Source organism: Ruegeria sp. R8_1, assembly GCF_017743815.1.
GTDB lineage: Bacteria > Pseudomonadota > Alphaproteobacteria > Rhodobacterales > Rhodobacteraceae > Ruegeria > Ruegeria lacuscaerulensis_A.
On record NZ_JAGHRL010000004.1, the window covers coordinates 56,864 to 78,277 of the forward strand.

28 protein-coding genes are annotated in these 21,414 nt (G+C 59.0%); 11 read left to right on the forward strand and 17 right to left on the reverse strand.

Annotated features, from left to right (window positions below):
- The first annotated feature begins 14 nt into the window (after window positions 1-14).
- Entirely contained in the window at window positions 15-659 is a 645-nt protein-coding gene (gene nth / locus J7380_RS10550; protein WP_209195712.1) for an endonuclease III, read from the forward strand.
- Complete coding sequence (locus tag J7380_RS10555) at window positions 656-1,645, forward strand: adenosine kinase (protein WP_209195713.1); 990 nt, start codon at window positions 656-658, stop codon at window positions 1,643-1,645. The genes nth and J7380_RS10555 overlap by 4 nt, the downstream gene beginning before the upstream one ends.
- A gap of 48 nt (window positions 1,646-1,693) precedes the next feature.
- Here the strand turns inward: J7380_RS10555 and J7380_RS10560 are convergent, their stop codons facing one another.
- Window positions 1,694-2,533 carry a DUF547 domain-containing protein gene (locus J7380_RS10560; RefSeq protein WP_209195714.1) on the reverse strand — a complete coding sequence of 280 codons (840 nt, stop codon included), beginning with the start codon at window positions 2,531-2,533 and terminating at the stop codon, window positions 1,694-1,696.
- Window positions 2,530-3,903, reverse strand: coding sequence for a radical SAM protein (locus J7380_RS10565; RefSeq protein WP_209195715.1), 1,374 nt, complete (start codon window positions 3,901-3,903; stop codon window positions 2,530-2,532). Before J7380_RS10565 ends, J7380_RS10560 begins: the two co-directional genes overlap by 4 nt.
- A gap of 139 nt (window positions 3,904-4,042) precedes the next feature.
- On the opposite strand from J7380_RS10565, the gene J7380_RS10570 reads away from it, so the two are divergent.
- The gene (locus J7380_RS10570; RefSeq protein ID WP_209195716.1) at window positions 4,043-4,837 is read left to right on the forward strand and encodes an ATP-grasp domain-containing protein; all 795 of its coding nucleotides are present in this window, start codon (window positions 4,043-4,045) and stop codon (window positions 4,835-4,837) included.
- Here the strand turns inward: J7380_RS10570 and J7380_RS10575 are convergent.
- The gene (locus tag J7380_RS10575; protein WP_209195717.1) at window positions 4,829-5,314 is read right to left on the reverse strand and encodes an RNA pyrophosphohydrolase; all 486 of its coding nucleotides are present in this window, start codon (window positions 5,312-5,314) and stop codon (window positions 4,829-4,831) included. The genes J7380_RS10570 and J7380_RS10575 overlap by 9 nt on opposite strands.
- A gap of 139 nt (window positions 5,315-5,453) precedes the next feature.
- Between J7380_RS10575 and J7380_RS10580 the strand changes: the two genes are divergently transcribed.
- Window positions 5,454-7,481 carry an NADPH-dependent 2,4-dienoyl-CoA reductase gene (locus tag J7380_RS10580; protein WP_348539095.1) on the forward strand — a complete coding sequence of 676 codons (2,028 nt, stop codon included), beginning with the start codon at window positions 5,454-5,456 and terminating at the stop codon, window positions 7,479-7,481.
- 39 nt (window positions 7,482-7,520) lie between these two features.
- Here J7380_RS10580 and J7380_RS10585 read toward each other — a convergent pair whose 3' ends face one another.
- Complete coding sequence (locus tag J7380_RS10585; protein WP_209195718.1) at window positions 7,521-7,961, reverse strand: DUF4399 domain-containing protein; 441 nt, start codon at window positions 7,959-7,961, stop codon at window positions 7,521-7,523.
- 227 nt (window positions 7,962-8,188) lie between these two features.
- Here J7380_RS10585 and J7380_RS10590 point away from each other — a divergent pair, with 227 nt between their 5' ends.
- Window positions 8,189-9,094, forward strand: coding sequence for a LysR family transcriptional regulator (locus J7380_RS10590; RefSeq protein WP_170355969.1), 906 nt, complete (start codon window positions 8,189-8,191; stop codon window positions 9,092-9,094).
- A 51-nt stretch (window positions 9,095-9,145) separates the two neighbouring features.
- Here J7380_RS10590 and J7380_RS10595 read toward each other — a convergent pair whose 3' ends face one another.
- From J7380_RS10595 to J7380_RS10610, 4 genes are read right to left on the reverse strand one after another with little or no spacing between them, the layout of a single operon-like run.
- Window positions 9,146-10,048, reverse strand: coding sequence for an OmpA family protein (locus J7380_RS10595; protein WP_209195719.1), 903 nt, complete (start codon window positions 10,046-10,048; stop codon window positions 9,146-9,148).
- On the reverse strand, window positions 10,045-10,617 hold the full coding sequence (locus J7380_RS10600) for a peroxidase-related enzyme (protein ID WP_348539096.1): 573 nt from the start codon (window positions 10,615-10,617) through the stop codon (window positions 10,045-10,047). Before J7380_RS10600 ends, J7380_RS10595 begins: the two co-directional genes overlap by 4 nt.
- A gap of 15 nt (window positions 10,618-10,632) precedes the next feature.
- Complete coding sequence (locus J7380_RS10605; protein ID WP_209195720.1) at window positions 10,633-11,340, reverse strand: GNAT family N-acetyltransferase; 708 nt, start codon at window positions 11,338-11,340, stop codon at window positions 10,633-10,635.
- On the reverse strand, window positions 11,337-12,059 hold the full coding sequence (locus tag J7380_RS10610) for a molybdopterin-binding protein (RefSeq protein ID WP_209195721.1): 723 nt from the start codon (window positions 12,057-12,059) through the stop codon (window positions 11,337-11,339). The genes J7380_RS10605 and J7380_RS10610 overlap by 4 nt, the downstream gene beginning before the upstream one ends.
- Window positions 12,060-12,110: 51 nt before the next feature.
- On the opposite strand from J7380_RS10610, the gene sfsA reads away from it, so the two are divergent.
- Window positions 12,111-12,812: a DNA/RNA nuclease SfsA gene (gene sfsA, locus J7380_RS10615; RefSeq protein WP_209195722.1), complete on the forward strand. Its 702-nt coding sequence runs from the start codon at window positions 12,111-12,113 to the stop codon at window positions 12,810-12,812.
- A 1-nt stretch (window position 12,813) separates the two neighbouring features.
- Here sfsA and J7380_RS10620 read toward each other — a convergent pair whose 3' ends face one another.
- Entirely contained in the window at window positions 12,814-13,116 is a 303-nt protein-coding gene (locus J7380_RS10620) for a hypothetical protein (protein WP_209195723.1), read from the reverse strand.
- Window positions 13,117-13,420: 304 nt separating this feature from the next.
- Here J7380_RS10620 and map point away from each other — a divergent pair, with 304 nt between their 5' ends.
- A complete protein-coding gene (map, locus tag J7380_RS10625) occupies window positions 13,421-14,233 on the forward strand; it encodes a type I methionyl aminopeptidase (RefSeq protein WP_170772862.1) in 813 nt (270 codons plus the stop codon).
- Here the strand turns inward: map and J7380_RS10630 are convergent.
- The 4 genes from J7380_RS10630 to J7380_RS10645 are packed head-to-tail and all read right to left on the reverse strand — an operon-like array spanning window position 14,221 to window position 16,816.
- A complete protein-coding gene (locus J7380_RS10630) occupies window positions 14,221-14,400 on the reverse strand; it encodes a hypothetical protein (protein WP_209195724.1) in 180 nt (59 codons plus the stop codon). The genes map and J7380_RS10630 overlap by 13 nt on opposite strands.
- A 22-nt stretch (window positions 14,401-14,422) precedes the next feature.
- A complete protein-coding gene (locus tag J7380_RS10635) occupies window positions 14,423-15,058 on the reverse strand; it encodes an HAD family phosphatase (protein ID WP_209195725.1) in 636 nt (211 codons plus the stop codon).
- Window positions 15,051-15,608 carry a 16S rRNA (guanine(966)-N(2))-methyltransferase RsmD gene (rsmD, locus tag J7380_RS10640; RefSeq protein ID WP_209195726.1) on the reverse strand — a complete coding sequence of 186 codons (558 nt, stop codon included), beginning with the start codon at window positions 15,606-15,608 and terminating at the stop codon, window positions 15,051-15,053. The genes J7380_RS10635 and rsmD overlap by 8 nt, the downstream gene beginning before the upstream one ends.
- Window positions 15,605-16,816 carry an FAD-dependent oxidoreductase gene (locus J7380_RS10645; RefSeq protein WP_209195727.1) on the reverse strand — a complete coding sequence of 404 codons (1,212 nt, stop codon included), beginning with the start codon at window positions 16,814-16,816 and terminating at the stop codon, window positions 15,605-15,607. The genes rsmD and J7380_RS10645 overlap by 4 nt, the downstream gene beginning before the upstream one ends.
- A 99-nt stretch (window positions 16,817-16,915) precedes the next feature.
- Here J7380_RS10645 and J7380_RS10650 point away from each other — a divergent pair, with 99 nt between their 5' ends.
- The 4 genes from J7380_RS10650 to J7380_RS10665 all read left to right on the forward strand — a co-directional run bounded on the left by J7380_RS10650 (window position 16,916) and on the right by J7380_RS10665 (window position 18,448).
- Complete coding sequence (locus J7380_RS10650; protein ID WP_209195728.1) at window positions 16,916-17,401, forward strand: peroxiredoxin; 486 nt, start codon at window positions 16,916-16,918, stop codon at window positions 17,399-17,401.
- Between the two features lie 102 nt (window positions 17,402-17,503).
- Entirely contained in the window at window positions 17,504-17,749 is a 246-nt protein-coding gene (locus J7380_RS10655) for a glycine zipper 2TM domain-containing protein (protein ID WP_209195729.1), read from the forward strand.
- Window positions 17,750-17,760: 11 nt separating this feature from the next.
- Entirely contained in the window at window positions 17,761-18,108 is a 348-nt protein-coding gene (locus J7380_RS10660; RefSeq protein WP_247742508.1) for an EF-hand domain-containing protein, read from the forward strand.
- Window positions 18,109-18,136: 28 nt separating this feature from the next.
- On the forward strand, window positions 18,137-18,448 hold the full coding sequence (locus tag J7380_RS10665) for a hypothetical protein (RefSeq protein ID WP_170355941.1): 312 nt from the start codon (window positions 18,137-18,139) through the stop codon (window positions 18,446-18,448).
- Here J7380_RS10665 and J7380_RS10670 read toward each other — a convergent pair.
- Genes J7380_RS10670 through J7380_RS10685 form a run of 4 tightly spaced genes read right to left on the reverse strand, consistent with a single transcriptional unit; the run spans window position 18,445 to window position 21,187 of the window.
- Window positions 18,445-18,738, reverse strand: coding sequence for a 4a-hydroxytetrahydrobiopterin dehydratase (locus tag J7380_RS10670; protein WP_170355939.1), 294 nt, complete (start codon window positions 18,736-18,738; stop codon window positions 18,445-18,447). The genes J7380_RS10665 and J7380_RS10670 overlap by 4 nt on opposite strands.
- Window positions 18,735-19,922 carry a GNAT family N-acetyltransferase gene (locus tag J7380_RS10675; protein ID WP_209195731.1) on the reverse strand — a complete coding sequence of 396 codons (1,188 nt, stop codon included), beginning with the start codon at window positions 19,920-19,922 and terminating at the stop codon, window positions 18,735-18,737. The genes J7380_RS10670 and J7380_RS10675 overlap by 4 nt, the downstream gene beginning before the upstream one ends.
- Before the next feature lie 45 nt (window positions 19,923-19,967).
- On the reverse strand, window positions 19,968-20,735 hold the full coding sequence (locus J7380_RS10680; RefSeq protein ID WP_209195732.1) for a glycerophosphodiester phosphodiesterase family protein: 768 nt from the start codon (window positions 20,733-20,735) through the stop codon (window positions 19,968-19,970).
- Window positions 20,732-21,187, reverse strand: a complete 456-nt coding sequence (locus tag J7380_RS10685) for a RidA family protein (RefSeq protein ID WP_209195733.1) — start codon at window positions 21,185-21,187, stop codon at window positions 20,732-20,734. Before J7380_RS10685 ends, J7380_RS10680 begins: the two co-directional genes overlap by 4 nt.
- Window positions 21,188-21,414 lie beyond the last annotated feature (227 nt).

Here is a 21,414-nt window from a genome sequence, read left to right on the forward strand (position 1 = left end):
GCATTAAGGCCCGGATGGCAAAGCAACTCGATTACCACACGATCCGCGAGATCTTTACGCGTTTTCAGGACGCCGACCCCGAACCCAAGGGCGAGCTGGATCATGTGAACGTCTATACGTTGGTCGTGGCCGTGGCGCTATCGGCGCAGGCCACCGATGCGGGCGTTAACAAAGCCACGCGTGAGCTGTTCAAAATCGCCGACACCCCGCAAAAGATGCTGGATCTGGGCGAAGAAGGTTTGATCGAACATATCAAAACCATTGGTCTGTTCCGCCAGAAGGCCAAGAACGTCATCAAACTCAGCCGCATTCTGGTCGATGAGTATGGTGGCGAAGTGCCCAATTCCCGCGCCGCGCTGCAATCGCTGCCCGGTGTCGGGCGCAAGACAGCCAATGTGGTGTTAAATATGTGGTGGCGGCAACCGGCGCAGGCGGTCGACACCCATATCTTTCGCGTCGGGAACCGTACAGGTATCTGCCCCGGCAAGACCGTGGACGCGGTCGAGCGCGCCATCGAAGACAATATTCCCGCCGATTTCCAACTGCACGCGCATCACTGGCTGATCCTGCATGGTCGCTATCACTGCAAGGCGCGCAAACCCCAATGCGGAACCTGTATCATCCGCGATCTCTGCCAATTCGAGGACAAGACCCTATGAAAACGTATCAACTCACCGGTATCGGCAACGCCGTTGTGGACGTGATCTCTCAGGCCGATGACAGCTTTCTGGAGCTGATGGGCATCGAAAAAGGCATCATGCAACTGATCGAGCAGGAACGCGGTGAGGTGCTCTATGCCTCGATGGAAGGTCGGGTGCAGACGCCGGGCGGCTCGGTCGCCAACACGATCGCGGGTGCAGGTGCGCTGGGGCTGGATGCGGCATTCATTGGCCGGGTCCATGATGACGCGCTGGGGCGCTTCTATGCCGATGCGATGAATGAGGATGGCGTCGATTTCGTCAACCCGCCTGTCGCGGGTGGAGAATTGCCGACCTCACGCTCGATGATCTTTGTCTCGCCAGATGGCGAGCGGTCGATGAACACCTATCTGGGGATTTCCTCGGAATTGTCGTCTGCCGACGTATCCGAGGACGTGTCGGGCAACAGCCAGATCATGTTCCTTGAGGGCTATCTGTTCGACAAGGAAAAGGGCAAGGCCGCGTTTCTTGAGGCCGCGCGCACCTGTCACAAGGGCGGCGGCAAGGCCGGGATCGCCATTTCCGACCCGTTCTGCGTGGAACGGCACCGGGTCGATTTCCTGCTGCTTATCGAGAACGAGCTGGATTTCGTGATCGGCAATGAGGCCGAGATCAAATCCCTGTTCGAAACCGACGATCTGGATGAGGCCCTGACCAAGACCGCCGCGATTTGCCCTCTGGTCGTGTGTACCCGTTCAGGTGACGGTGTGACGGTTCTGCATGACGGTCAGCGCATCGACATTCCGGTCGAAACAGTGGTGCCTGTGGATGCGACCGGCGCGGGCGATCAGTTCGCCGCTGGGTTCTTGTTTGGCATGGCCACGGGGCGTGACTACGAGACCTGCGCCAAAATCGGCAATGTCTGCGCCCGCGAAGTGATCAGCCATATCGGCCCCCGCCCCGAGGCGAACATGCAGGAATTGCTGCGCGCCGAAGGGCTGCTGTAAGTCGCTGAGTTGCGCCGAGGGCGTCCAGATGACCTTGGCGCAGCTTTTTTACGACCCCGCTGCCGCGTCGTTCAGGGCCCAGTCATACTTATAGGCACTGACACGGGACACATCTTGCAGCCGCGCTTCCAAATCGGGGTCGGCGACCGTTCGGACATAGGTTAGAACCGCCTGTTCGTTCGGTCCGAAATCCTCTCGGAACCATATGAAGATCTTGGACAGGATCAGCCCGCCATTGTCATTAAACCGCACCCCGCGCGGGTCGTTGATATAGGCGTGTTCGGCGGCGGCAAAGTCACGCTCAAGCGTGTCGGCCTGCCAGGCGCGGTCCATGAGGTTGGGGCAGCCCACAGCGGCACAGTTCAGGGCATAATGAATGCGCGGCTCGTTGAATTCAGGGCGAATGATGCGGTGTTCGATCTCGTTCAGGGTTAAGCTCTGCCCAGCGACCGTCACTATGGGCCGGTTCCACGGCCCGATCGACAGCGGCCCGTCCTTGATGTCGCGGATCGAGGCGACGGGGTAGTTCTCAAGGATCACATCCACCGTCACCGCGTTATACATGTTAATCCAATAGGCCAATTGCTGATCTCGGGTCAGCGCCGCAGGGTCCACGGCTTGCAAATCGTCGAGATACCCGTCGAGACGCGCCCGGTCGTCGGCCGAGACCTGCCCGTAAGCCACGCGATTCACCCCCTGCGCATCGGGCGCGACATAGCGGTTCAGAAAGGCGGTCCAGTCGCTGTGATCCACACGCTCTCCGGGCGGTTCGGCGGTGCGGGTCAGGGCGCTATTCGTCAACGGCTCGGGCGCGGGAAGGGCCAGACGTTCGACACTGGCACAAGCCGCCAGCAAGGGCAGCAACAACAGGATCAGCAGACGTCTCATGAGGCATCCTTTCGGGACTGGCGCAGGGCGCGCATCTGCCCTTTAAGCCGTTTCATCGGAGCGAGGCTTGGATCACTGAGTTCAGGCAAATCCGGGCCACCAGACAGGCGCGGAACGGCGGCGTTCCACCAGCTTGGGCCAGTCGGCCCGTCAAGACGGTCAGGACTGGCCAAGTGCATATCGCGTTGTGCGTTGTGTACGCACATGGACAGCGGCCCATTCGCCGTGGCCACCATAAACACGCACGAGGCGCAGCGATCCTCGTCCAACTGATCCGCCGCCATGAAATTGTGTATGAACACCGCCTGTCGCCCTACCGGGCCACGCAGCAGACCAGTACCCAGACGAGCGACGCTCAGCCCAAGTTGCCCCAATGCGCGCAAGGCCAGCAACGGATGCCGCCGGATCATCCGCCTGACCTTGGGCCAGATGCGGATATGGGCATCCTGATTATCGTCGACCTCTTCCAGAGCCGTCATCACCTGATGCACCAGCGGTTGGTTTGACAACAACGAAACAGCCCCTCCGCCCGCTGTGACAACGCTGGCATAACTGTTGCACTTGGAATGCCCTACAGCCGCTGTACCGAAATGCAGCGGGGCCTCGTATCCCGCTTCAATTGCGCGTGCGACGCTGTCCTGCGTGATCATCTCGGGGCGTTCGCGCAAAACGCCGCGTCCGGTATCGGCCTGCATCTGAAACGACACAAAAGCAACCTCGGGCCGGTCGCGCAGAAACCGCGCCAACGCCGGGAGGTCATCGAAGTTCCCCTCGAACACGGTGGTGTTGAACAGGATGCGCAGGCCCAACCCGCGCGCGCGTCGGATATAAGCACGGCGGACGGTGTTCAGCTCGACCTCGGAGGTGAAGCCCTTGCGCTCTTGCGTCATGTCCACGTGAAAGGCCACATCATCCAGACCGGCTGCGGCCAGCCGCGTCAGGAACGCCCGGCTGGCGCGGATACCATTGGTCATCAGGCACGACCGCATCCCCAAGCGCTTGATTTCGCGGCACAGCGCCTCAAGGTCTTCGACCTTGCGCAGGGTCGGGTCGCCCCCGGTCAACTGAACCGACACCCCGGTACCATAGTGGCTGTGGATCGTCTTCAACCGCGCGAACAGAACAGACAGAGGCGGGTCATAGGTCATCTCGGCCCGGTCCGAGAGATAGCACAGCGTGCAATCCAGATTACATCGTTGCGTGACCTCCAGCGCGACGCAGGCGATGGGGTAGAACCGCCCTGCCGTCTGTCCGGCGTGAAATTCCCCACAGCTTTGCAATCCCTCGCGCAGAGGCGCGCGGCGGTCGGAACCGGAGAATTTGCGCCCGGCGGGGACGATGGCGGGGGGGCTGTGAACGGTGTCTCTCATGCGCACCAAGCTAGAGACGGGCCGACGTGTGAACTACGCCCCCTCACGGCAAGTTGTCGCAGGGTGAGTGAAGGGGGCAGTATTGAAATTTTTCAGTCAAACGTCACTCTGCCAGCACGTTATAAAGCGGGTGAAACGGATGCAGTGGCTACTTCAAGAATTCGAAGACACACAAAAGCTGGCTGACGCGTTGGACCGGCTCGGCATTTCCTACTCGTGGCACAAGGTTGTCCCGTTCATTGGCGATCTGACCCCGGAACCGGTTGTCACCAATCCGGACAACGTCGTTTTGTTCGGCTCCTATACGCTTTGGCGGTATGCGGCGAACCGTGGCCTGAAGCCCGGTGTCTTCAAACTACGCCCTTTCGTAAATGAGACCGAATGGCATCCTTATTTGCTGAATGGTCCTGACTCTTTGTTCCTGCACCTGAAAGACATCCCCACCAACCTGCCCAATGACGGGCGCAGCTGGTTTCTGCGCCCCGTCGATGACAGCAAAGAGGTGCCGGGAACCGTCAAGACGACCCAAGAGATCATTGCCCTTGCCCAAAACGTTCTAGGACTGGGTGAAGATGAGATCCCCAAAGGATCATTGCGCCATGACACTTTGCTGATGCTCAGCCAGCCAATCCGTATCCTCAAAGAGTGGCGACTTTGGGTCGTGGACGGGAAAGTCGTCACCTATTCCCTATACAAAGAAGGCACCCGTGTCGTTTATCGGCCCGGGATTGATGAGGATGCACTGGCTTTTGCGCAGCGGCTGGTGGACCTGAATCCCGATTACTCCCCTGCATTCGTGATCGACATCTGCCGCACGACAGATGGCTTGAAGATGCTGGAGACGAATTGCATCAACGCCGCCGGATTCTACGCCGCCGACCTGTTGCGACTGGTCGATGCGATAGAAACTATGGGCGATCGATCTTCAGCTTAGATAGTCCGCGAACGCGTCCACCACCTGCTCATAGACCGCGCGTTTGAACGGTACGATCTCGTCCACCAGATGTGCGGGCTCCTGCCATTTCCATTGCGTGAATTCCGGGTGTTCAGTTTCGATATTGATCTGATCATCTCGCCCGGTGAAACGCAGCAGGAACCATTTCTGTTCCTGCCCGCGGTAGCGCCCCTTCCAGATCTTCGGCACGATGTCATGAGGCAGATCATAGGGCAGCCAGCCGGGGGTTTCGGCCACCACCTCGACCAGATCTGCGGTCACACCGGTTTCTTCCCACAACTCGCGCAGGGCGGCATCGCGCGGGTCTTCACCTTTGTCCACACCGCCCTGCGGCATCTGCCAGGCGTCCTTGTGGCGGTCATTTCGTTGCCCGACGAAAATCTTGCCCTCTGCATTCATGAGCATCAACCCGACACAGGGACGATAGGGCAGTTTCGCGATCTGGTCGGGGGTCATGCTGGGCCTCGTAATTTTCCTATGCAGGTTCTGTATCAACTGCCAGACTAACAGCAAAGACTTTGACGTTAGGTTTCACGTGACAACGTTGACGTGAACGTCAATCTAACGCTCACACAACCGAGAGGGAGAGTTCGCCGTGACTGCGTACCCAAACATGCTGGCCCCGCTGGATCTGGGCTTTACCACTCTGAAAAACCGTGTCCTGATGGGCTCGATGCATACGGGGCTCGAGGAAACGGGCGACTGGAATCGCGTGGCCGAATTCTATGCCGACCGCGCCCGCGGCGAAGTTGGGCTGATGGTGACGGGCGGGATCGGCCCGAACCTTGAAGGGTCGGTTCTGCCGGGCGCGTCGATGATGACCAATGACGACGAGGTCGCCAAGCATTCCATCGTGACCCAGCGCGTGCATGAGGCGGGCGGCAAGATCGCCATGCAGATCCTGCATGCGGGCCGCTATGCCTATGGCCCCAAATGCGTGGCCCCCAGCCCGGTGAAATCGCCCATCTCGCCCTTCCCGCCCAATGAGCTGGATGAAGACGGGATCGAAAAGCAGATCAGCGATATCGTCAACGCCGCCAAGCTGGCCCAAAAAGCAGGCTATGACGGGGTCGAGATCATGGGGTCCGAGGGGTATTTCATCAACCAGTTCCTTGTGACCCACACCAACAAACGGACTGACCGTTGGGGCGGATCATATGAGAACCGGATGCGCCTGCCGATTGAGATTGTGCGCCGCACGCGTGAGGCCGTGGGCACCGATTTCATCATCATCTACCGTCTGTCGATGATCGATCTTGTGCCCAACGGCTCGACCCATGATGAGGTTGTGCAGCTGGCTCAAGAGGTCGAGAAGGCCGGTGCCACGATCCTGAACACCGGTATCGGCTGGCACGAGGCGCGGATTCCGACCATTGCCACATCCGTTCCCCGCGCGGCCTTTGCCTGGGTGACGAAAAAGCTGATGGGCAAGGTGAGCATTCCGGTCATCACCTCGAACCGGATCAACACGCCCGAAGTGGCCGAAGAAGTTCTGTCGACCGGTTGCGCCGACATGGTGTCTCTGGCGCGCCCGATGCTGGCGGATGCGGATTTCGTCGCCAAAGCGATGAACGGCAACGCGGCCAAGATCGCGCCCTGTATTGCCTGTAACCAAGCCTGTCTGGACCACACGTTCAGCGGCAGGCTGACATCCTGTCTGGTCAATCCGCGCGCTTGTCACGAGACCGAGCTGGTGATCGAACCCGCCGAGACCCGCAAAACCGTGGCCATCGTCGGTGCAGGCCCCGCAGGTCTGTCCACCGCAATGACCGCCGCCCAGCGCGGCCATGACGTGACCCTGTTTGACCGCGCGTCCGAGATCGGTGGCCAGCTGAACATGGCCAAACAGGTGCCCGGCAAGGAAGAGTTCTGGGGTCTGGTCGATTGGTTCCGCACCATGATCGCTGATCTTGGGGTAAAGGTCGAACTGAACCGCGAAGTCACGGCTGATGACCTGACGGGCTTTGACGAGGTGGTCATCGCCACCGGCGTCATCCCGCGCGACCCGCAGATTCCGGGGCAGGATCGGGACAATGTGATCGACTATATCGACGTGCTGCGCCACAAGGCAAAGGTCGGCAAATCCGTCGCCGTGATCGGCGCGGGTGGTATCGGGTTCGACGTGTCCGAATTCCTGCTGGAGGACGGCCACAGTATCACCACCGATCTGCCGGCCTGGATGAAGGAATGGGGCGTCACCGACCCCGCCGAGCATCGCGCCGGTCTGGCCCCCGAAGGCCCGCAACCCGCCGCGCCTGCGCGCCAGGTCACGCTGCTGCAGCGCAAGAAGCAAGCGCATGGCAAGGGTCTGGGTAAAACAACCGGCTGGATTCACCGCGCCACGCTGAAGATGAAGGACGTCAATTTCGTAGGCGGCGTGAATTATGAACGCATCGACGACGACGGCCTGCATGTCAGCTTTGGCGAAGAGCGTGCCGACCCGACCGTGATCGCGGCGGATACGATTGTTTTGTGTTCCGGTCAGATCTCGGACCGCAGCCTTGCGGATACGCTGATCGAACGCGGCATCACCCCGCATGTGATCGGCGGCGCGGATGTGGCGGCAGAGCTGGACGCCAAACGCGCAATCAATCAGGGTACTCGACTGGCGGCTGGTTTCTAAAGCGGCAAGCCGGGCCTCGTTGCGGGGCCCGACTTGCATTTATTCGACGGTGATTGTGATCACCTCGGAGACGATGGGCGGATTATGGGGTACATGTCCCGCATCGCCCAGCACCAGCTGCAGCGTGTGTTCACCAGGGGCCATCTCAAGCGTCACCTCGGTCTGGCCGCCGCCAAAATGGATGTGGTTGTCGTCTGCGGGCAGACCATAGGCCAGCTCATCCGCGCCATCCTCGCCCTGCCCCAGAGGCGGACGGTCAATCAAAAGGTGATGATGGCCGGTATTTTCGGCCTCTGTCCCGGCAGGTGCCACACCCATGCCGTTCAGGCCAAAGACGATTGTTACTGGGGATTGCACGGAATCACCGTCGGACAGATTAACGAAATAAACCTCGGCATCCGGGTTCGATGGTGTCTCTCCTGCGGCCAGAACGAAGCTGGCAGAAAACATCAGAGCAGCGATGGAAAAAAAGGCTTTCATAATCTCCTCCTTGGTCACAAATTTGCCATTCTCATCTTAGCATATTTGCTCCGATCCCCATAAAACCCAGCGTTTATTGGGTTTGTGGCGAATTAAGAAACCACCGTTTCCACGTTTCCCATACTTGAACGATCCATTTTAAATCCCTTTTATTATCCCGAATATGCCCTGTTTCCGCCCAGATTGCAGACCAAATTGGCCGAAACGGAAAGACCTGGGGAACGAGAATGGACAGACTGACCGAAATGGAAGCCTTTGCCAACGTGGTGGACCAGGGTGGCTTCACTGATGCGGCGAAAAAAATGGGCATCTCCAAATCGGCCGTGTCAAAGCACGTCTCGAGCCTGGAGGCGCGCTTGGGCGCACGCCTTTTAAACCGTACTACGCGCCGTGTTTCACCGACCGAGATTGGCCTTGCCTATTACGACCGTGCCCGTCGGGTGCTCAATGACGCAGGCGAAGCCGATGCGTTGGTTACGTCAATGCAGTCTGCTCCGTCCGGCCTGCTCAGGATCAGTGTGGCGACCGATTTCGGCGTCAATCACCTGTCACCGGTTCTGTCCGAGTTTTTGTCAGCTTATCCCGATATCACCGTCAACATGGTGCTCAACAACCGCTACGTTGAACTGATCTCGGAAGGTTTCGACGTCGCAGTGCGTATCGGAGAGCTGGAAGACAGCACCTTGCGCGCACGCAAACTAACAGAAACCGTGAAACGCATGGTTGCTGCGCCAAGCTATATGGAAAAATACGGCTTGCCGCAGAAGATTGATGACCTGAACGAACATAAGCTGCTGCACTATTCCAGCCAGTCTTCGGGCAATGTCTGGAAGCTGACCGCGCCCTCGGGCGAAAAGCGTCAGGTTCGGACCGCCGGCTGGTTGAGCGTGAATGACGGGCAGTCCCTGCTGAACGCGGCGATCTCGGGCCTTGGGATCGCGCATTTGCCCAGCTACCTTTATGCCAGTGCGTTGAAATCCGGCAAAGTTCTGGACGCGATGCCATCGCTGCCAGACGAGGTTCAGGGTGTCTTTGCGGTCTATCCGCCTGGTCGCTTTACGCAACCCAAAGTACGTGCATTCATTGATTTCTTGGTCGAGTCCTTCAAGGACAGAGGGCCAATGGATTGGTAATTTCTCCCCGGTGAAGACTGAACGGCCCGTACGAAAGTGCGGGCCTTTTTTTCAGTTCACCAGCAGGACTGCCTCGACCCTTCGATTTTGATCACGGCCTTCTGGCGTCGCGTTCGTTGTCATCGGTGCCAGATACCCAATCCCGCGGGCCTCAAGACGACTTCCCGCAACGCCATGACCCTCAATCAATCGAACCCGGACAGCCTGCGCGCGCCCTGTGCTGACCGAGATATTCGCCTCGAGCGTACCGGTATCGTCGGTGTTCCCGACAAGCGCCAGCCGAACATCAGGATTTTCGGACATGTAGGCCGCAATCAACGCCAGCGACGGAAACGGGCCTTCGCCCAGCGTGATCTCTCCGGTTCTGAAATGCAGGTCGTCCAAAATGACATGACCGTTCTGCTCCAGCTCGGACAGCAGACCACCGGCCTGATTTACCGTTTCTTCGACAACCAGCGCAGGCGGTTCGAGTGCATCCACGGGCGTCACGCGGATCATCTGCACATAGCCATCGGGGGGGGTACGGCTGACCAGCAGACTCAGGGCCTCTTCGCCGCGTGTGGCGGACAGAAAGCGATAGTCCTGAATGGCCACATACATGTCGGGCGTGGGGACGACCTCGGTGCCAAAACGGAAATCGAAGCCACCGCAGGTAATCGCCTCGCACTCGAATGCTATGTCAAAACCCTGATCCACGACTTGTTGACGCAGTGGCGCCAGTATCTGCAGCGTCGTACTGGACCCGGACTGCAATCGCCACGTCAACCGCTCAACCCGGCCTTCAATCACGCGATCTGGGACTTTGCCCGATTCAAAGCGACCGATGGGCATGTCATAACTGTCCAGTGCACTGGTGCGATCGCTCACCAGACGCGACCCCGACGGCAAAGCAACTTCCTGCGCCGCAGCCGACCCCGCCAGCAACATGGATATCAGGACCGCGCGGCGGATCATCGGGCCTGCGCGTGATACGCGTCATTCGGAGCCATCGCTGTTGCGCTGGCGACCCGGTTTGACATGTTGAAAAAGCCTGTGACGTTGGCGATATCCCAGATATCACGATCACTGAATCCCACGTCGCGCAAAAGCTCGCGGTCGGGCTCCTCGATCTCGGCGCTGGCGGTTGTCATTTTGACCGCAAAGTCCAGCATCGCCCGTTGCCGCGCGTCCAGAGGCGCGACCCGGTAGTTCATCACCAGCATCTCGCCCAGTTGGGGGTTGCCCGACATCTGCCGCACCGCAGCCCCATGCGCCACAAGGCAGTAAAAGCACTTGTTGATGGCCGAAACAACCACTGCAATCATCTCACGTTCAAGCTTGGACAACCCGCTATCGGCCAACATCATATCGTTATACATGGCGGTAAAGGTGTTCAGCTTTTCGACATCAAAGGCATAGGCCCGCAACACGTTAGGCACAAATCCCAGCTTTTCGACGCAGATATCGAAATACCTCTGTGTTTCGGGTGGCAGAGGATCAGCCATCGGTAAATTCAGCGCAGTCGGCAGAGGATGTTCGGTCACGTCAGGCTGTTCTCCTTAGATACACTGACGGTAATGGTATTCTCCGACGATCTCCATTCCAAGTGCCTGATAGAGACCATTGGCCCCAGCATTTGCCTTGGTGCAGATTACGCTCAGGGTTTGCGCGCCTTGTTCCTGTGCCCAGAACGCAGCTGCACGCATCGCCCATTTTCCCAACCCGTGGCGACGATGATCGGGCAGGATCTCCAACGCATGGACCATGGCAATAGCGTCATGCATCGCGACAAAACCCGTACCTGCGGGTTGATCCGAACGCCGCATGAGCAGACCCGTTTTCGGCCCCGCGGCACGAGCCATCACGGCCAATCGCGCAGGTCCGATCCCACCTTTGGCCCAGATCTCATTCATGATGGCAAGCGGATCCCAGATGGCAAAGGCTGTCACGCGCGGAATCGGGATATCCGTCAAATGACCAACCGGACAGGAATAGATATTGACGGGGTCCAGAACCTCATAGCCTCGGTTCTCGAGTTGCCGATCAAGCACCTCATCGCCGGGCCACAAACAAAAGATGCGCTTCTGACCCATCGCCAGCATCGCCGTCTCGGCCGAGTCGATCTGTGCCTCGGTCGCCGGTCCAAGAGCACTGGCCGCCGACACACGAGAACCACCGCCCTGCCCTTCGCGCAGTTGAAACGGCCCAAGCCGTACGTACCGTGCGGCAGGCCATGTGCCATCAACGATACTGGCCCAGTGCGTCAAAGCTGAAGCTCTTTCGCCAACCGGGTAATTGCGGCATCGACTTGCGGCCCATCGGTACCTCGGACCACAATATTGGCACCGAAGACACCGTTGACCTGAAATGGATAACTGCCAATCGCCAAATCTGGAAAATCAGCAGCCAAGACGGCCAGAGGCCCCGCGATGTCGCCTTCGCCGCGATTGACGCGCAGCGTCTGAGACAACAGCGGGCTTCCACCTGTCAAGCCCGGCAAAACGCTGGCAACCATGGCCTGAAACACCGAAGGCACCCCGGCCATGACATGCACGTTCCCGATCGTGAAACCGGGTGCTGTCGATACCGGGTTGTCGATCAGGGTCGCGCCATCCGGGATGCGTGCCATGCGCAAGCGAGCCGCGTTCAGCTCTAACCCGGAGTTTTTATAATGTGCTTCAAGCAGAGCCCGGGCGTCAGCGCGCACATCAATGGCCGCGCCAAAGGCCCGTGCGATGCAATCGGCTGTGATATCGTCATGTGTCGGCCCGATGCCACCGCTGGTAAAAACATGGTCATGTGCGTCCGCCAACGCTTTGATGGCTGCCTCGATCGCCGGAGCGTCGTCGCTGACAATGCGCACCTCTTTCAGGTCGATGCCTTGTTTGGTTAGCTCACCGGCGAGATAGTGCATATTGGCATCGCGTGTGCGGCCCGACAGGATTTCATCCCCGATCACCAGCATTGCAGCGGTTGGATTGGCCATGACGCATACCCTCTCTTGATCGACCCTACGGGCAGGTATAGGCCGTGGGACATGCGATTTGAAACCCCTCTTGTCCCTGCCCGCCTGATCCGCCGTTACAAACGCTTTCTGGCCGATTGCCAGCTGGAGGACGGGCGCGAGGTGACAGCCCATTGTGCCAATCCGGGCTCGATGATGGGGCTAGCGGAACCTGGCCAGAAAATCTGGCTGGAACCCAATGACGATCCGAAGAAAAAGCTGAAATACGGCTGGCGGCTGGTCGACCATGAAAACGGGCATTTCACCGGGGTGGATACATCCGTTCCCAACAAGGCTTTGCGCGCCGCACTGCAGGCTCGGGACATCCCGGCTTTGGCTGCTTATGAAACCGTCCGACCCGAAGTCAAATACGGACAAAACAGCCGCATTGATTTTCTACTGACCCAACCCGGCCTGCCCGATGCCTATGTCGAGGTCAAAAGCGTTACCCTATCGCGCCAACCCGGTCTGGCCGAGTTTCCCGACAGCGTCACGGCGCGTGGCACCAAACATTTGGGCGAGTTGGCTGAGATGGCAGCACAAGGACATCGGGCAATCATGCTGTATCTGGTTCAGCGCACCGATTGCGGCAGGTTTACTCTGGCCGAAGACATCGATCCTGCCTATGTGGCAGCGTTTGAAGCCGCTACAGGAGTGGAGCGGCTGATCTGCGGCACGACGATTTCGCCCCAAGGTGTATGGGTCGACGCAGGCAAAGACTGGAAAATCACATAACTTAGCCAGAGAACCGGAATTCGCCCAGATATGCACCGGATTGCGGATTGAACCCGTGATAAGTGCCATCTTCTGCCAGTCCCACGACCGCGCACAGCTTGCGGCCCTGTCGGAAAGTGGCCCAACGGCTGCAAATTTCACTCCCTTCCAACCACCAATCGCCAGTGTCCTGCCCCAGCTGCGGCACACGGATTTGAAATCCGCCGTCGCTATGTATCCGGGCGGATCCAGTGATATGAAACCGCTGAAACGCGATTTTGCGGTCCGATGTCAACAAAGCGGACAGGTCATCCGCGGACAGCATCTGCACCTCCTCTCGGCACCCGGCAAGGACGCAAAGGGCAAGGATCAGGTTTCTTCTCAAACGTCGTGTCCTTTGTTGCGCAGCCCGACTCTATCGTCATTCTGCGGGTGCGCAGATCACAAGATCGCGCGAAATTACCCGCCAACTGACAACCCAATTGCATCTAAACTGCAGGCATGCTTGAATTTCTGCAGTATCAAACCATTTTTATTCATCTGCAAACCCGCGACCCATCGCCCTCTGGAACTTTCTGCACAAGCAGCGTAAACAAAGTGCTGCGCGAAACATTTGGAGCCTAGCGTCGATGAAAGAGCATCGTGGCCGCCTGACCAAGGACGGTATCCGCATCTATGAACAGGGTGACTTTGCCGGCATGCATGCGGCAGGGGCCTTGGCTGCACGGATTCTGGATGATATCGCCCCGCATGTGTTCCCGGGCCAGACCACCGGCGCGATTGACGGGTTGATCACCCAGATGGTCGAGGACGCGGGCGCGACCTCGGCAACCATTGGGTACAAGGGCTATCAGCACGCCAGCTGCATCAGCGTCAACCACGTTGTCTGCCACGGCATTCCCGGCGACAAGCGGCTGAAAGAGGGCGATATCCTGAATATCGACGTCACGGTTATTGTGGATGGCTGGTTTGGCGACACCTCACGCATGTATGTGGCCGGTAAGCTGCCCCGCAAAGCCGAACGTTTGATTCAAGTGACCCATGACGCCCTCTTCAAGGGCATCGAGATGGTCAAGCCCGGCAACACCTTCGGTGATATCGGCCACGCCATTCAGGCCTATGTCGAGGCCCACCGCATGAGCGTCGTGCGCGATTTCTGCGGTCACGGTCTGGGGCGTGTATTCCACGCACCGCCCAACGTTTTGCACTACGGCCGTCCCGGCACCGGTGCCGTCCTGGAAGAGGGCATGTTCTTCACCATAGAACCGATGGTCAATCTGGGCCGACCCGAGACCAAGACGCTGGCCGATGACTGGACCGCCGTGACCCGCGACAAGTCGTTGTCAGCTCAGTTTGAACACTCGGTGGGTGTGACGGCCAATGGGGTCGAGATTTTCACCCTGTCACCGGGCGATATGTTCCACCCGACCTATTCGTCCTGATCAAGCGCCTGATCGCGGAGCAGTTTCAGCAACAAAGTCTCATCCCGCCAAGGGATGACGGTGTCATGGATGAACACCGGAGCGCGCAAGGGCTTGCGCTCGGGGTTGGTTGAGGTTTCGGCATCCTGCGAAGGTGCCCAGAACGGAGGGGTGAGTGCGCGATCCATACCGCAGCTTACCACATCCGGGTCAGAGTCCCAAAATCACCGGAACTTGAGCCATATCCGTAAACAGCTCGGCCCCCAGATCAGCCAGTTTTTGCCCTCCGCTATGTGGCGCATAGGCCAGACAGCGCATATCGGCGCGCATCGCGGCGGTGACGCCGCTAAGGCTGTCCTCAATCACGACGGGAGCTTTCGCCCCAAACTGTTCAGCCGCCGTCAAGAATAGGGTTGGATCGGGTTTTGCCACCCCAAGCACATGAGCCGAGAAGGCGACATCCCGAAACCTGTCCCACAGCCCGTTTTGGCCCAGCGTGATCTGCATCTTGTCCGGGCTGCCGTTTGAGGCGACGCAGAACGGAACCCCGCGCTCGTCCAGCGTGGCCAGCAGATCGGCAACACCCGGCATCAGGTCCACTCCGCCGCGCAGACGCGCGTAGGTCTCTGCATAGACTTCATCGACCCAATCCGCGGGCAGGTCCGCGCCGAGCGCACGAGCCTTGTCACGCACCCCGGTCATCGTCCCGCCAAGAAAGAACCCCACACTGTCTTCAAGCGTCAGGTCCAGCCCATAACGTGAAAGGTTTTCGACAAGCACCTGATTGGACAGCGGCTCACTGTCCACCAGCACGCCGTCGCAGTCAAAGATCACCAGATCATGCATCTGTACCACCCTTCCACATCAGCGTGATATGCGTGTCGCCATATTTCCGACTGTCTTGCAGGATGAACCCTTCGGGCGGCTGCATGGGGGCGTTTTCCTCCCACACGATGAGGGCGTCATCGTCGATCCAGCCGGGCAGCGCGGCGATGGCCTTTTGGCCCATGGACTTACCGTAAGGCGGATCAAGAAAGATCAGGTCATAAGGCGCGCCGGGATTGTCACCCAACCGGGTCGCGTCGCGGCGGATCAACTGGGTTCGTTCAACACTGCGGGTCAGATCGATATTCTTTCGGATCAAACCCTGCGCCACGCGCCCATCATCCACGAAGGTCACATGAGCCGCACCGCGCGACAGTGCCTCAAGCCCCAATGCGCCGGTGCCTGCAAACAGGTCCAGAACGCGCAGCCCGTCAAAATCAATCTGGTGACTTAGGACGTTGAACAGACTTTCGCGCACCCGGTCTGTCGTAGGCCGCAAATGCGCCCCCGCATCCCCCTTACCGACCGAGGCCAAGGCCCGGCCCCGGAAATCTCCAGCAATGATCCTCACGCTTTGAGCAACGGTTTCAGGTCCGCATTTGGGTCGGCCACCACGGCGGGATCGGCAGTTTTTCCTGCGTCGATCAGGCGTTTACCGACCATATAGGCGCGCGGGTCGTTCATCGCGTCCACCGCGATCAGCTGGTCGCCTTTGTAATACCAGAAGGAGACGGTTGCGCCCTCTCCCTGCCGGGTCACGACGCGATCAAAGCCGGTGTTCAAACCGGCGATTTGCAGTTTGACGTCATATTGGTCCGACCAGAACCACGGTGTTGCGGTATAATCCTTGGCCGCGCCCAGCATGTTCTGGGCCACGATCTCGGCCTGATCAATAGCGTTGGGTACGCTTTCCAAACGGATACGTCCCCCGGCATGCGGGAAAGACGCGCAATCCCCTGCCGCCCAGATCGACGGATCAGATGTACGGCCATGGGCATCGGTTTTGATGCCGTTCTCCAGCTCCAGCCCCGCCATTTCGGCCAGTTGGGTCGCGGGCGCGATGCCCACACCAACCACGACGAAATCCACGGCAATCTCGGAACCATCGGTCAGAACCGCGCCCACCACCTTGCCATCCTCGCCCATCAGACGGTCCAACCCAACGCCTTCGCGGATATCGGCACCATATCCGGTGTGCAGCGCGCGGAAGTAATCGCTGGTCTCGGGCGCTGCGACCCGTTGCAGGATGCGGTCGGCCATCTCGACCAAAGTCACCTTGACGCCGCGCTTGGCGCAAACCGCTGCCGCCTCGAGCCCGATATAGCCGCCGCCCACGATCAGCGCGCGAGCGCCGTCGGTCACGCGCGGCTCCATCTCGTCGATATGGGCCAGATCGCGCACCACATGCACACCCGCCAGATCGCCGCCAATCGCGGCAGGCAGGCGGCGCGGGTCCGACCCGGTGGTCAGGGCCAGTTCGTCATAGGAAATGACTTCATCACCCAGCGAAACGGTCTTGGCTTGCGGATCAATCGCAGTCACGCGCTGGCCCAGACGCAGGGCAATGTTGTTCTCGGCATAAAAGCTCTCGGGGCGCAGGAACAGGCGCTCCAACTCCATCTCGCCCAGCAGGTAAGCCTTGGACAGGGGCGGGCGCTGATAAGGCAAATGCGGCTCGGCCCCGATCAGGGTGATGTCGCCCTCAAATCCGTCTTTGCGCAGCCGCGCCACCAGCGATGCACCCGCCTGCCCGGCACCGATTACGACAATATGGCTCATCTTCCCCTCACCCTGTCGAATTCCCGTGGTCTCCTCCACGCGACCACCTATATTGCGGCTGAGCCCGACTCTGCAAATCCAAACGACAGGAGCACAAAAATGATTTCAACAGGTGATACGCTGCCCGACGCCACGCTGACCCAGATGGGCGCAGAAGGCCCTGAAGAGGTTCGGATTTCCGACAAGACAAACGGGCGCAAAGTGGTTATCTTTGCCGTCCCCGGCGCGTTCACGCCGACCTGCCATTCGGCCCATGTGCCCAGCTTCATGCGTACAAAAGACCAGTTCGACGCCAAAGGCGTGGACGAAATCATCTGCGTCTCGGTCAACGACCCCTTCGTGATGAAAGCCTGGGGCGAGGCCACCGGCGCATCCGATGCGGGTCTGACCATGCTGGCAGATGCCGCGTCCGAGTTCACTAAGGCCATCGGTATGGATTTCGACGCCCCGCCCGCCGGCCTGATCGCGCGGTCGAAACGCTATGCAATGCTGGTCGAAGACGGCAAGGTCACCGCGCTGAACCTGGAAGAAAGCCCCGGCGCGTGTGAAATTTCCGCTGGTGAAGGTCTGCTGGACGTCATCTGACCCTGTCTGGCCCCGGCAAAGTCGGGGCCTTTTCGCCTAAATTCACTTGATAGACCGCTCTGAACCGCAAATACTTGACCCAGTTGTTCAGGGAATCCATTTATGAAAGGCATAACTATCACCCTATGTCTGGGCTCGGCAGCCGCTTTGGCTGCGTGCAGCCCGGCAGCTACCCCACAGCAACAAACCGCGCGACAGCATGAGATCGCATGCCTCAGTGGCACCGTCGGAGGCGCACTTTTGGGCGGCGTCATCGGCAACCAATTCGGCGGCGGATCTGGTAAAACGATCCTGACAGCAGCCGGCGCTGCTGTTGGTGGGATCGAAGGTCAGAAATTCGCATGCTGAGGGGACAGATCATGAAACTTGGTTTAGTGACGCTATGTGCAACCCTGTTGGCCAACACCAGTGTGGCCGAAACCGTGGCAGAGCTGCATGAGAACGAACTGAAAGCCATCGACGCCAACAATGACGGATTTCTGTCCAAAGACGAGTTCAACGCCTTTTCAGACTATGCATTTCAGGCGATGGATGAGGACAAGAGTGGCACGCTGGGTCTGGAGGAAGCCAAACCCTTTCTGGACATAAAGCAATTCCAAAGCGTTGACCGCAATCGGGATAACGTTATCTCTCGATCAGAATATGATGCACAGATGACTGAGGATTTCTCATCTGCCGACAAAAACAGGAACGGTCAGTTGGACTAGGACCGCCCCAACCCGACAGGAGCGCGCTATGAACAAATGGATTTCGCTGGGTGTTCTGGCTTTGCTTGCAGCGTGTGACGTGCCGCAAGCGCCGATTGTAACCGGACCGGATGGTCAGCAGCGGATACAAATAAACACCAGCGGGCTGACCTGTTATGACACGCGGTGTCTAGACATTAACCCGGCGGCGCGGTCGGTGCGATCGAATGGCCTTCGAGAAACTCGCATCCCGAAAAATATCGACGTGAGCAGTGGCACCGTAACGCCTGATGAATTCCGGCAAATGGGTGTGGCCGCCTCGCTGGCGGGTGGCGTCGGCTCGGCGAGCGACCGGGGTTAAACCAGACTGTCCATCTTTCGGGCCAGCTTTGCGTCCAGCGCCGACAATCCACCCACATCATGGGTGGACAAGGTCACCTCGACCGTACGGTAGACATTGAACCATTCGGGGTGATGGTTCCATTTCTCGGCAAAGATGGCCACTTGGGTCATCCAGCCAAAGGCGTGGACAAAATCCTGGAAGATGAAAGTCTTGGTGATTGCGTCCCGGCCTTCCACCATGGTCCAGCCATTTTGAAACAGAGGGTCCAGAAGGGGGCCGCGCGTTTCCGTTGACAAAAGTTCGGTCATTGCTGTTCCTCCGGGTTCGCTTTTCTGAACGGGCCGTAATCCGTCAGAATCTCGATCTCTTCTCCCACTGCGCGGGCCTCGGCGTCCAGATATTTTCGGATCGCGTCGGAAAAGCCAGGGTCGTTGACCCAATGGAGGCTGTGCGTGCGCGTTGGCAGATAACCGCGGGCCAGCTTGTGTTCCCCCTGCGCGCCCGCCTCGACCCGTGACAAGCCTTGCGCAATTGCAATATCGATTGCCCGATAGTAACACAGTTCGAAATGCAGGCAGGCGTGATGCTCGATGCAGCCCCAATAGCGGCCATAAAGCGTCTCGCGCCCGATGAAATTCAACGCACCCGCAATTGGATATCCATCCCGTTCAGCCAGCACCAACGCCATGTCGTCGGTCATGGTTTCATGAGCGATATCAAAGAACTGACGGGTCAGATAGGGGACCCCCCACTTACGTGACCCAGTGTCCTGATAAAACCGCCAGAACGCATCCCAGTGTTCAGGTCGTAGGTCATCGCCCGTGTAGGTGCGAATCTGGCCGCCAAATCCACAGGCCTGTGCACGTTCCTTACGGATATTCTTACGTTTGCGCGACGAGAGCGCCGTCAGAAACCCGTCGAAATCCGCGTAGTCATGATTGAGCCAGTGAAACTGCTGCGAATGACGCACCATCAAACCCATTTCCTGGCCGGCTTCAGCCTCGGCCTCGGTGCAAAAGGTCGCGTGGATAGATGAGACCTGATTATCAGCGGCCAGTTGCACTGCGCCCTGCACCAAAGCCGACAGGCCCACACCCTCGTACCCCGGTCGCACCAGAAACCGTCGCCCCGTGGCGGGTGTGAAGGGCACCGCAATTTGAAGCTTGGGGTAATAGCGACCGCCCGCGTTTTCGTAGGCATGCGCCCAGTTGTGGTCAAAGATGTACTCGCCTTGCGAATGCGACTTGGCATACATCGGGGCCGCGCCGATCAGCATTCCGTCCAGATACGCGGTCAGATATTGCGGTTGCCAGCCTGAGCCGCGCCCGACCGAGCCGCTGTTTTCCAGCGCCAGCAAAAACCGATGCGTGGTAAACGGATCAAGTGGGCGACCGCCATCCGCAGCCTCGGGACAGGCGCAACTGTCCCACTCTGCAGCAGGGATTTGCGACAGCGACCCCAGTACCCGAACCTCGATTTGCGCCTGATCCATGTGCCCTCCGCGTCTTGTCTTTATCTGTGACGGATGGGGTGGGGTTCAACCCGGGTGGTCGGCCAAATACCCCTCGAAGGTCACATTATCGGCAACCTTGCGGGCCTCTGCCTCTTGTTCGGGCGAGCGGATGGTCCAACACAGGATCGGCACCCCCTGCGCCTTCAACTCGGCCACACGGGGACGCGCCAGGTCTGCAGCCTCATGACTTATGAAACTGGCGCTGACCCGGTCAAAATCGGGAATGCCACGCAAATGGTCGCAAACTGCTTGTGGCAGATGTTCGACCTTGGGCTGATACGAACAAGTTGTGATGCCGCGCGGCAGATGGGGGGCAATTCGTGACAGTTCGGCGACGGAATTGGGGTTGAACGACATCAGCGCCACGGCCCCGTCATAGCCCTGCAAAGCACGCACGGTATCTTGCTCCAGAGGGCCAACATCAGTGCCCATCGCGCCATCCTGATCTTTCAATTCGATCAGCAGAGGCACTTGCCCGGCCACGATCTCAAGCACCTCGTCCAGCGTCGGGATACCGTCTGCGGCATGCAAAAGCTGAGTCGCTTGCGCCTCGGCCGCCGAGATTTGCTGGATCGGGCCAGACCGGCCCGTCAGACGGGTCATGTCATAGTCGTGAAACACCATCGCCCGGTTGTCGCTGGTGCGTTGCAGGTCAATCTCGATACCATATCCGGCCTCGACAGCCGCGCGAATGGCCGCCCGGCTGTTTTCCGGGCGGTTGTCCGAGAGGTCGTGCAATGCCCGATGCGCGATCGGAGCCTGCAGGAACACGTCAGGCAAGGCGGGTGTCATGCGACCTCGAAAATACCTTCGATCTCAACAGCGACGCCCAGAGGCAGCGCCGCAGCACTGACAGCCGAGCGCGAATGGCGACCAGACTCACCCAGCGCTTCGACCAGAAAGTCCGACGCGCCGTTGATGACCTGTGGCTGTGCTGTGAAATCAGGGGTCGAGTTCACGAACCCTGTCAGTTTGATCACCCGCACCAGCTTGTCGATATCACCGCCACAGGCCGCTTTGACTTGCGCCAGCAGGTTGATCGCACACACTTTGGCGGCTGCTGCACCAGCTTCGACATCCATGTCATCGCCCAGCTTGCCGATGATCATCGAACCATCGTTCGAAATCTGCCCCGAAACATAGACGATGTTACCAACGCGCACGAAAGGCACATAGTTGGCCGCCGGTGCCGGCGCGTCGGGTAGTGTAACGCCCATGCTGCCCAGTTTTGCTGCAATGCTCATGTCATGGTCCTCACCTAAATTCGAGTCGGTCGGACGCTAACCGGGAAAGACCGGTTCGAAAAGCACCAAACCGCCGAATTAAGCGTCAGTGGTGCTGTAAGCATAACTTCTCTTATTCTTTAGTGTTGAACTCGTGTCACTTTACCTTGACCTCTTAACCGGGTTACACGCTGGCTGTTTCAATAGATTTGTGAAACACCTATGTGACATTGAATTGCGCCGTTAGA

What these genes read in the sequence shown, in the direction of transcription:
- nth (WP_209195712.1), top strand. Translation starts at nt 15, where the DNA reads ATGGCAAAGCAACTCGATTACCACACGATCCGCGAGATCTTTACGCGT.
- J7380_RS10555 (WP_209195713.1), top strand. Translation starts at nt 656, where the DNA reads ATGAAAACGTATCAACTCACCGGTATCGGCAACGCCGTTGTGGACGTG.
- J7380_RS10560 (WP_209195714.1), bottom strand. Translation starts at nt 2,533, where the DNA reads ATGAGACGTCTGCTGATCCTGTTGTTGCTGCCCTTGCTGGCGGCTTGT.
- J7380_RS10565 (WP_209195715.1), bottom strand. Translation starts at nt 3,903, where the DNA reads ATGAGAGACACCGTTCACAGCCCCCCCGCCATCGTCCCCGCCGGGCGC.
- J7380_RS10570 (WP_209195716.1), top strand. Translation starts at nt 4,043, where the DNA reads ATGCAGTGGCTACTTCAAGAATTCGAAGACACACAAAAGCTGGCTGAC.
- J7380_RS10575 (WP_209195717.1), bottom strand. Translation starts at nt 5,314, where the DNA reads ATGACCCCCGACCAGATCGCGAAACTGCCCTATCGTCCCTGTGTCGGG.
- J7380_RS10585 (WP_209195718.1), bottom strand. Translation starts at nt 7,961, where the DNA reads ATGAAAGCCTTTTTTTCCATCGCTGCTCTGATGTTTTCTGCCAGCTTC.
- J7380_RS10590 (WP_170355969.1), top strand. Translation starts at nt 8,189, where the DNA reads ATGGACAGACTGACCGAAATGGAAGCCTTTGCCAACGTGGTGGACCAG.
- J7380_RS10595 (WP_209195719.1), bottom strand. Translation starts at nt 10,048, where the DNA reads ATGATCCGCCGCGCGGTCCTGATATCCATGTTGCTGGCGGGGTCGGCT.
- J7380_RS10610 (WP_209195721.1), bottom strand. Translation starts at nt 12,059, where the DNA reads ATGGCCAATCCAACCGCTGCAATGCTGGTGATCGGGGATGAAATCCTG.
- sfsA (WP_209195722.1), top strand. Translation starts at nt 12,111, where the DNA reads ATGCGATTTGAAACCCCTCTTGTCCCTGCCCGCCTGATCCGCCGTTAC.
- J7380_RS10620 (WP_209195723.1), bottom strand. Translation starts at nt 13,116, where the DNA reads ATGCTGTCCGCGGATGACCTGTCCGCTTTGTTGACATCGGACCGCAAA.
- map (WP_170772862.1), top strand. Translation starts at nt 13,421, where the DNA reads ATGAAAGAGCATCGTGGCCGCCTGACCAAGGACGGTATCCGCATCTAT.
- J7380_RS10630 (WP_209195724.1), bottom strand. Translation starts at nt 14,400, where the DNA reads ATGGATCGCGCACTCACCCCTCCGTTCTGGGCACCTTCGCAGGATGCC.
- J7380_RS10635 (WP_209195725.1), bottom strand. Translation starts at nt 15,058, where the DNA reads ATGCATGATCTGGTGATCTTTGACTGCGACGGCGTGCTGGTGGACAGT.
- J7380_RS10645 (WP_209195727.1), bottom strand. Translation starts at nt 16,816, where the DNA reads ATGAGCCATATTGTCGTAATCGGTGCCGGGCAGGCGGGTGCATCGCTG.
- J7380_RS10650 (WP_209195728.1), top strand. Translation starts at nt 16,916, where the DNA reads ATGATTTCAACAGGTGATACGCTGCCCGACGCCACGCTGACCCAGATG.
- J7380_RS10655 (WP_209195729.1), top strand. Translation starts at nt 17,504, where the DNA reads ATGAAAGGCATAACTATCACCCTATGTCTGGGCTCGGCAGCCGCTTTG.
- J7380_RS10660 (WP_247742508.1), top strand. Translation starts at nt 17,761, where the DNA reads ATGAAACTTGGTTTAGTGACGCTATGTGCAACCCTGTTGGCCAACACC.
- J7380_RS10665 (WP_170355941.1), top strand. Translation starts at nt 18,137, where the DNA reads ATGAACAAATGGATTTCGCTGGGTGTTCTGGCTTTGCTTGCAGCGTGT.
- J7380_RS10670 (WP_170355939.1), bottom strand. Translation starts at nt 18,738, where the DNA reads ATGACCGAACTTTTGTCAACGGAAACGCGCGGCCCCCTTCTGGACCCT.
- J7380_RS10675 (WP_209195731.1), bottom strand. Translation starts at nt 19,922, where the DNA reads ATGGATCAGGCGCAAATCGAGGTTCGGGTACTGGGGTCGCTGTCGCAA.
- J7380_RS10680 (WP_209195732.1), bottom strand. Translation starts at nt 20,735, where the DNA reads ATGACACCCGCCTTGCCTGACGTGTTCCTGCAGGCTCCGATCGCGCAT.
- J7380_RS10685 (WP_209195733.1), bottom strand. Translation starts at nt 21,187, where the DNA reads ATGAGCATTGCAGCAAAACTGGGCAGCATGGGCGTTACACTACCCGAC.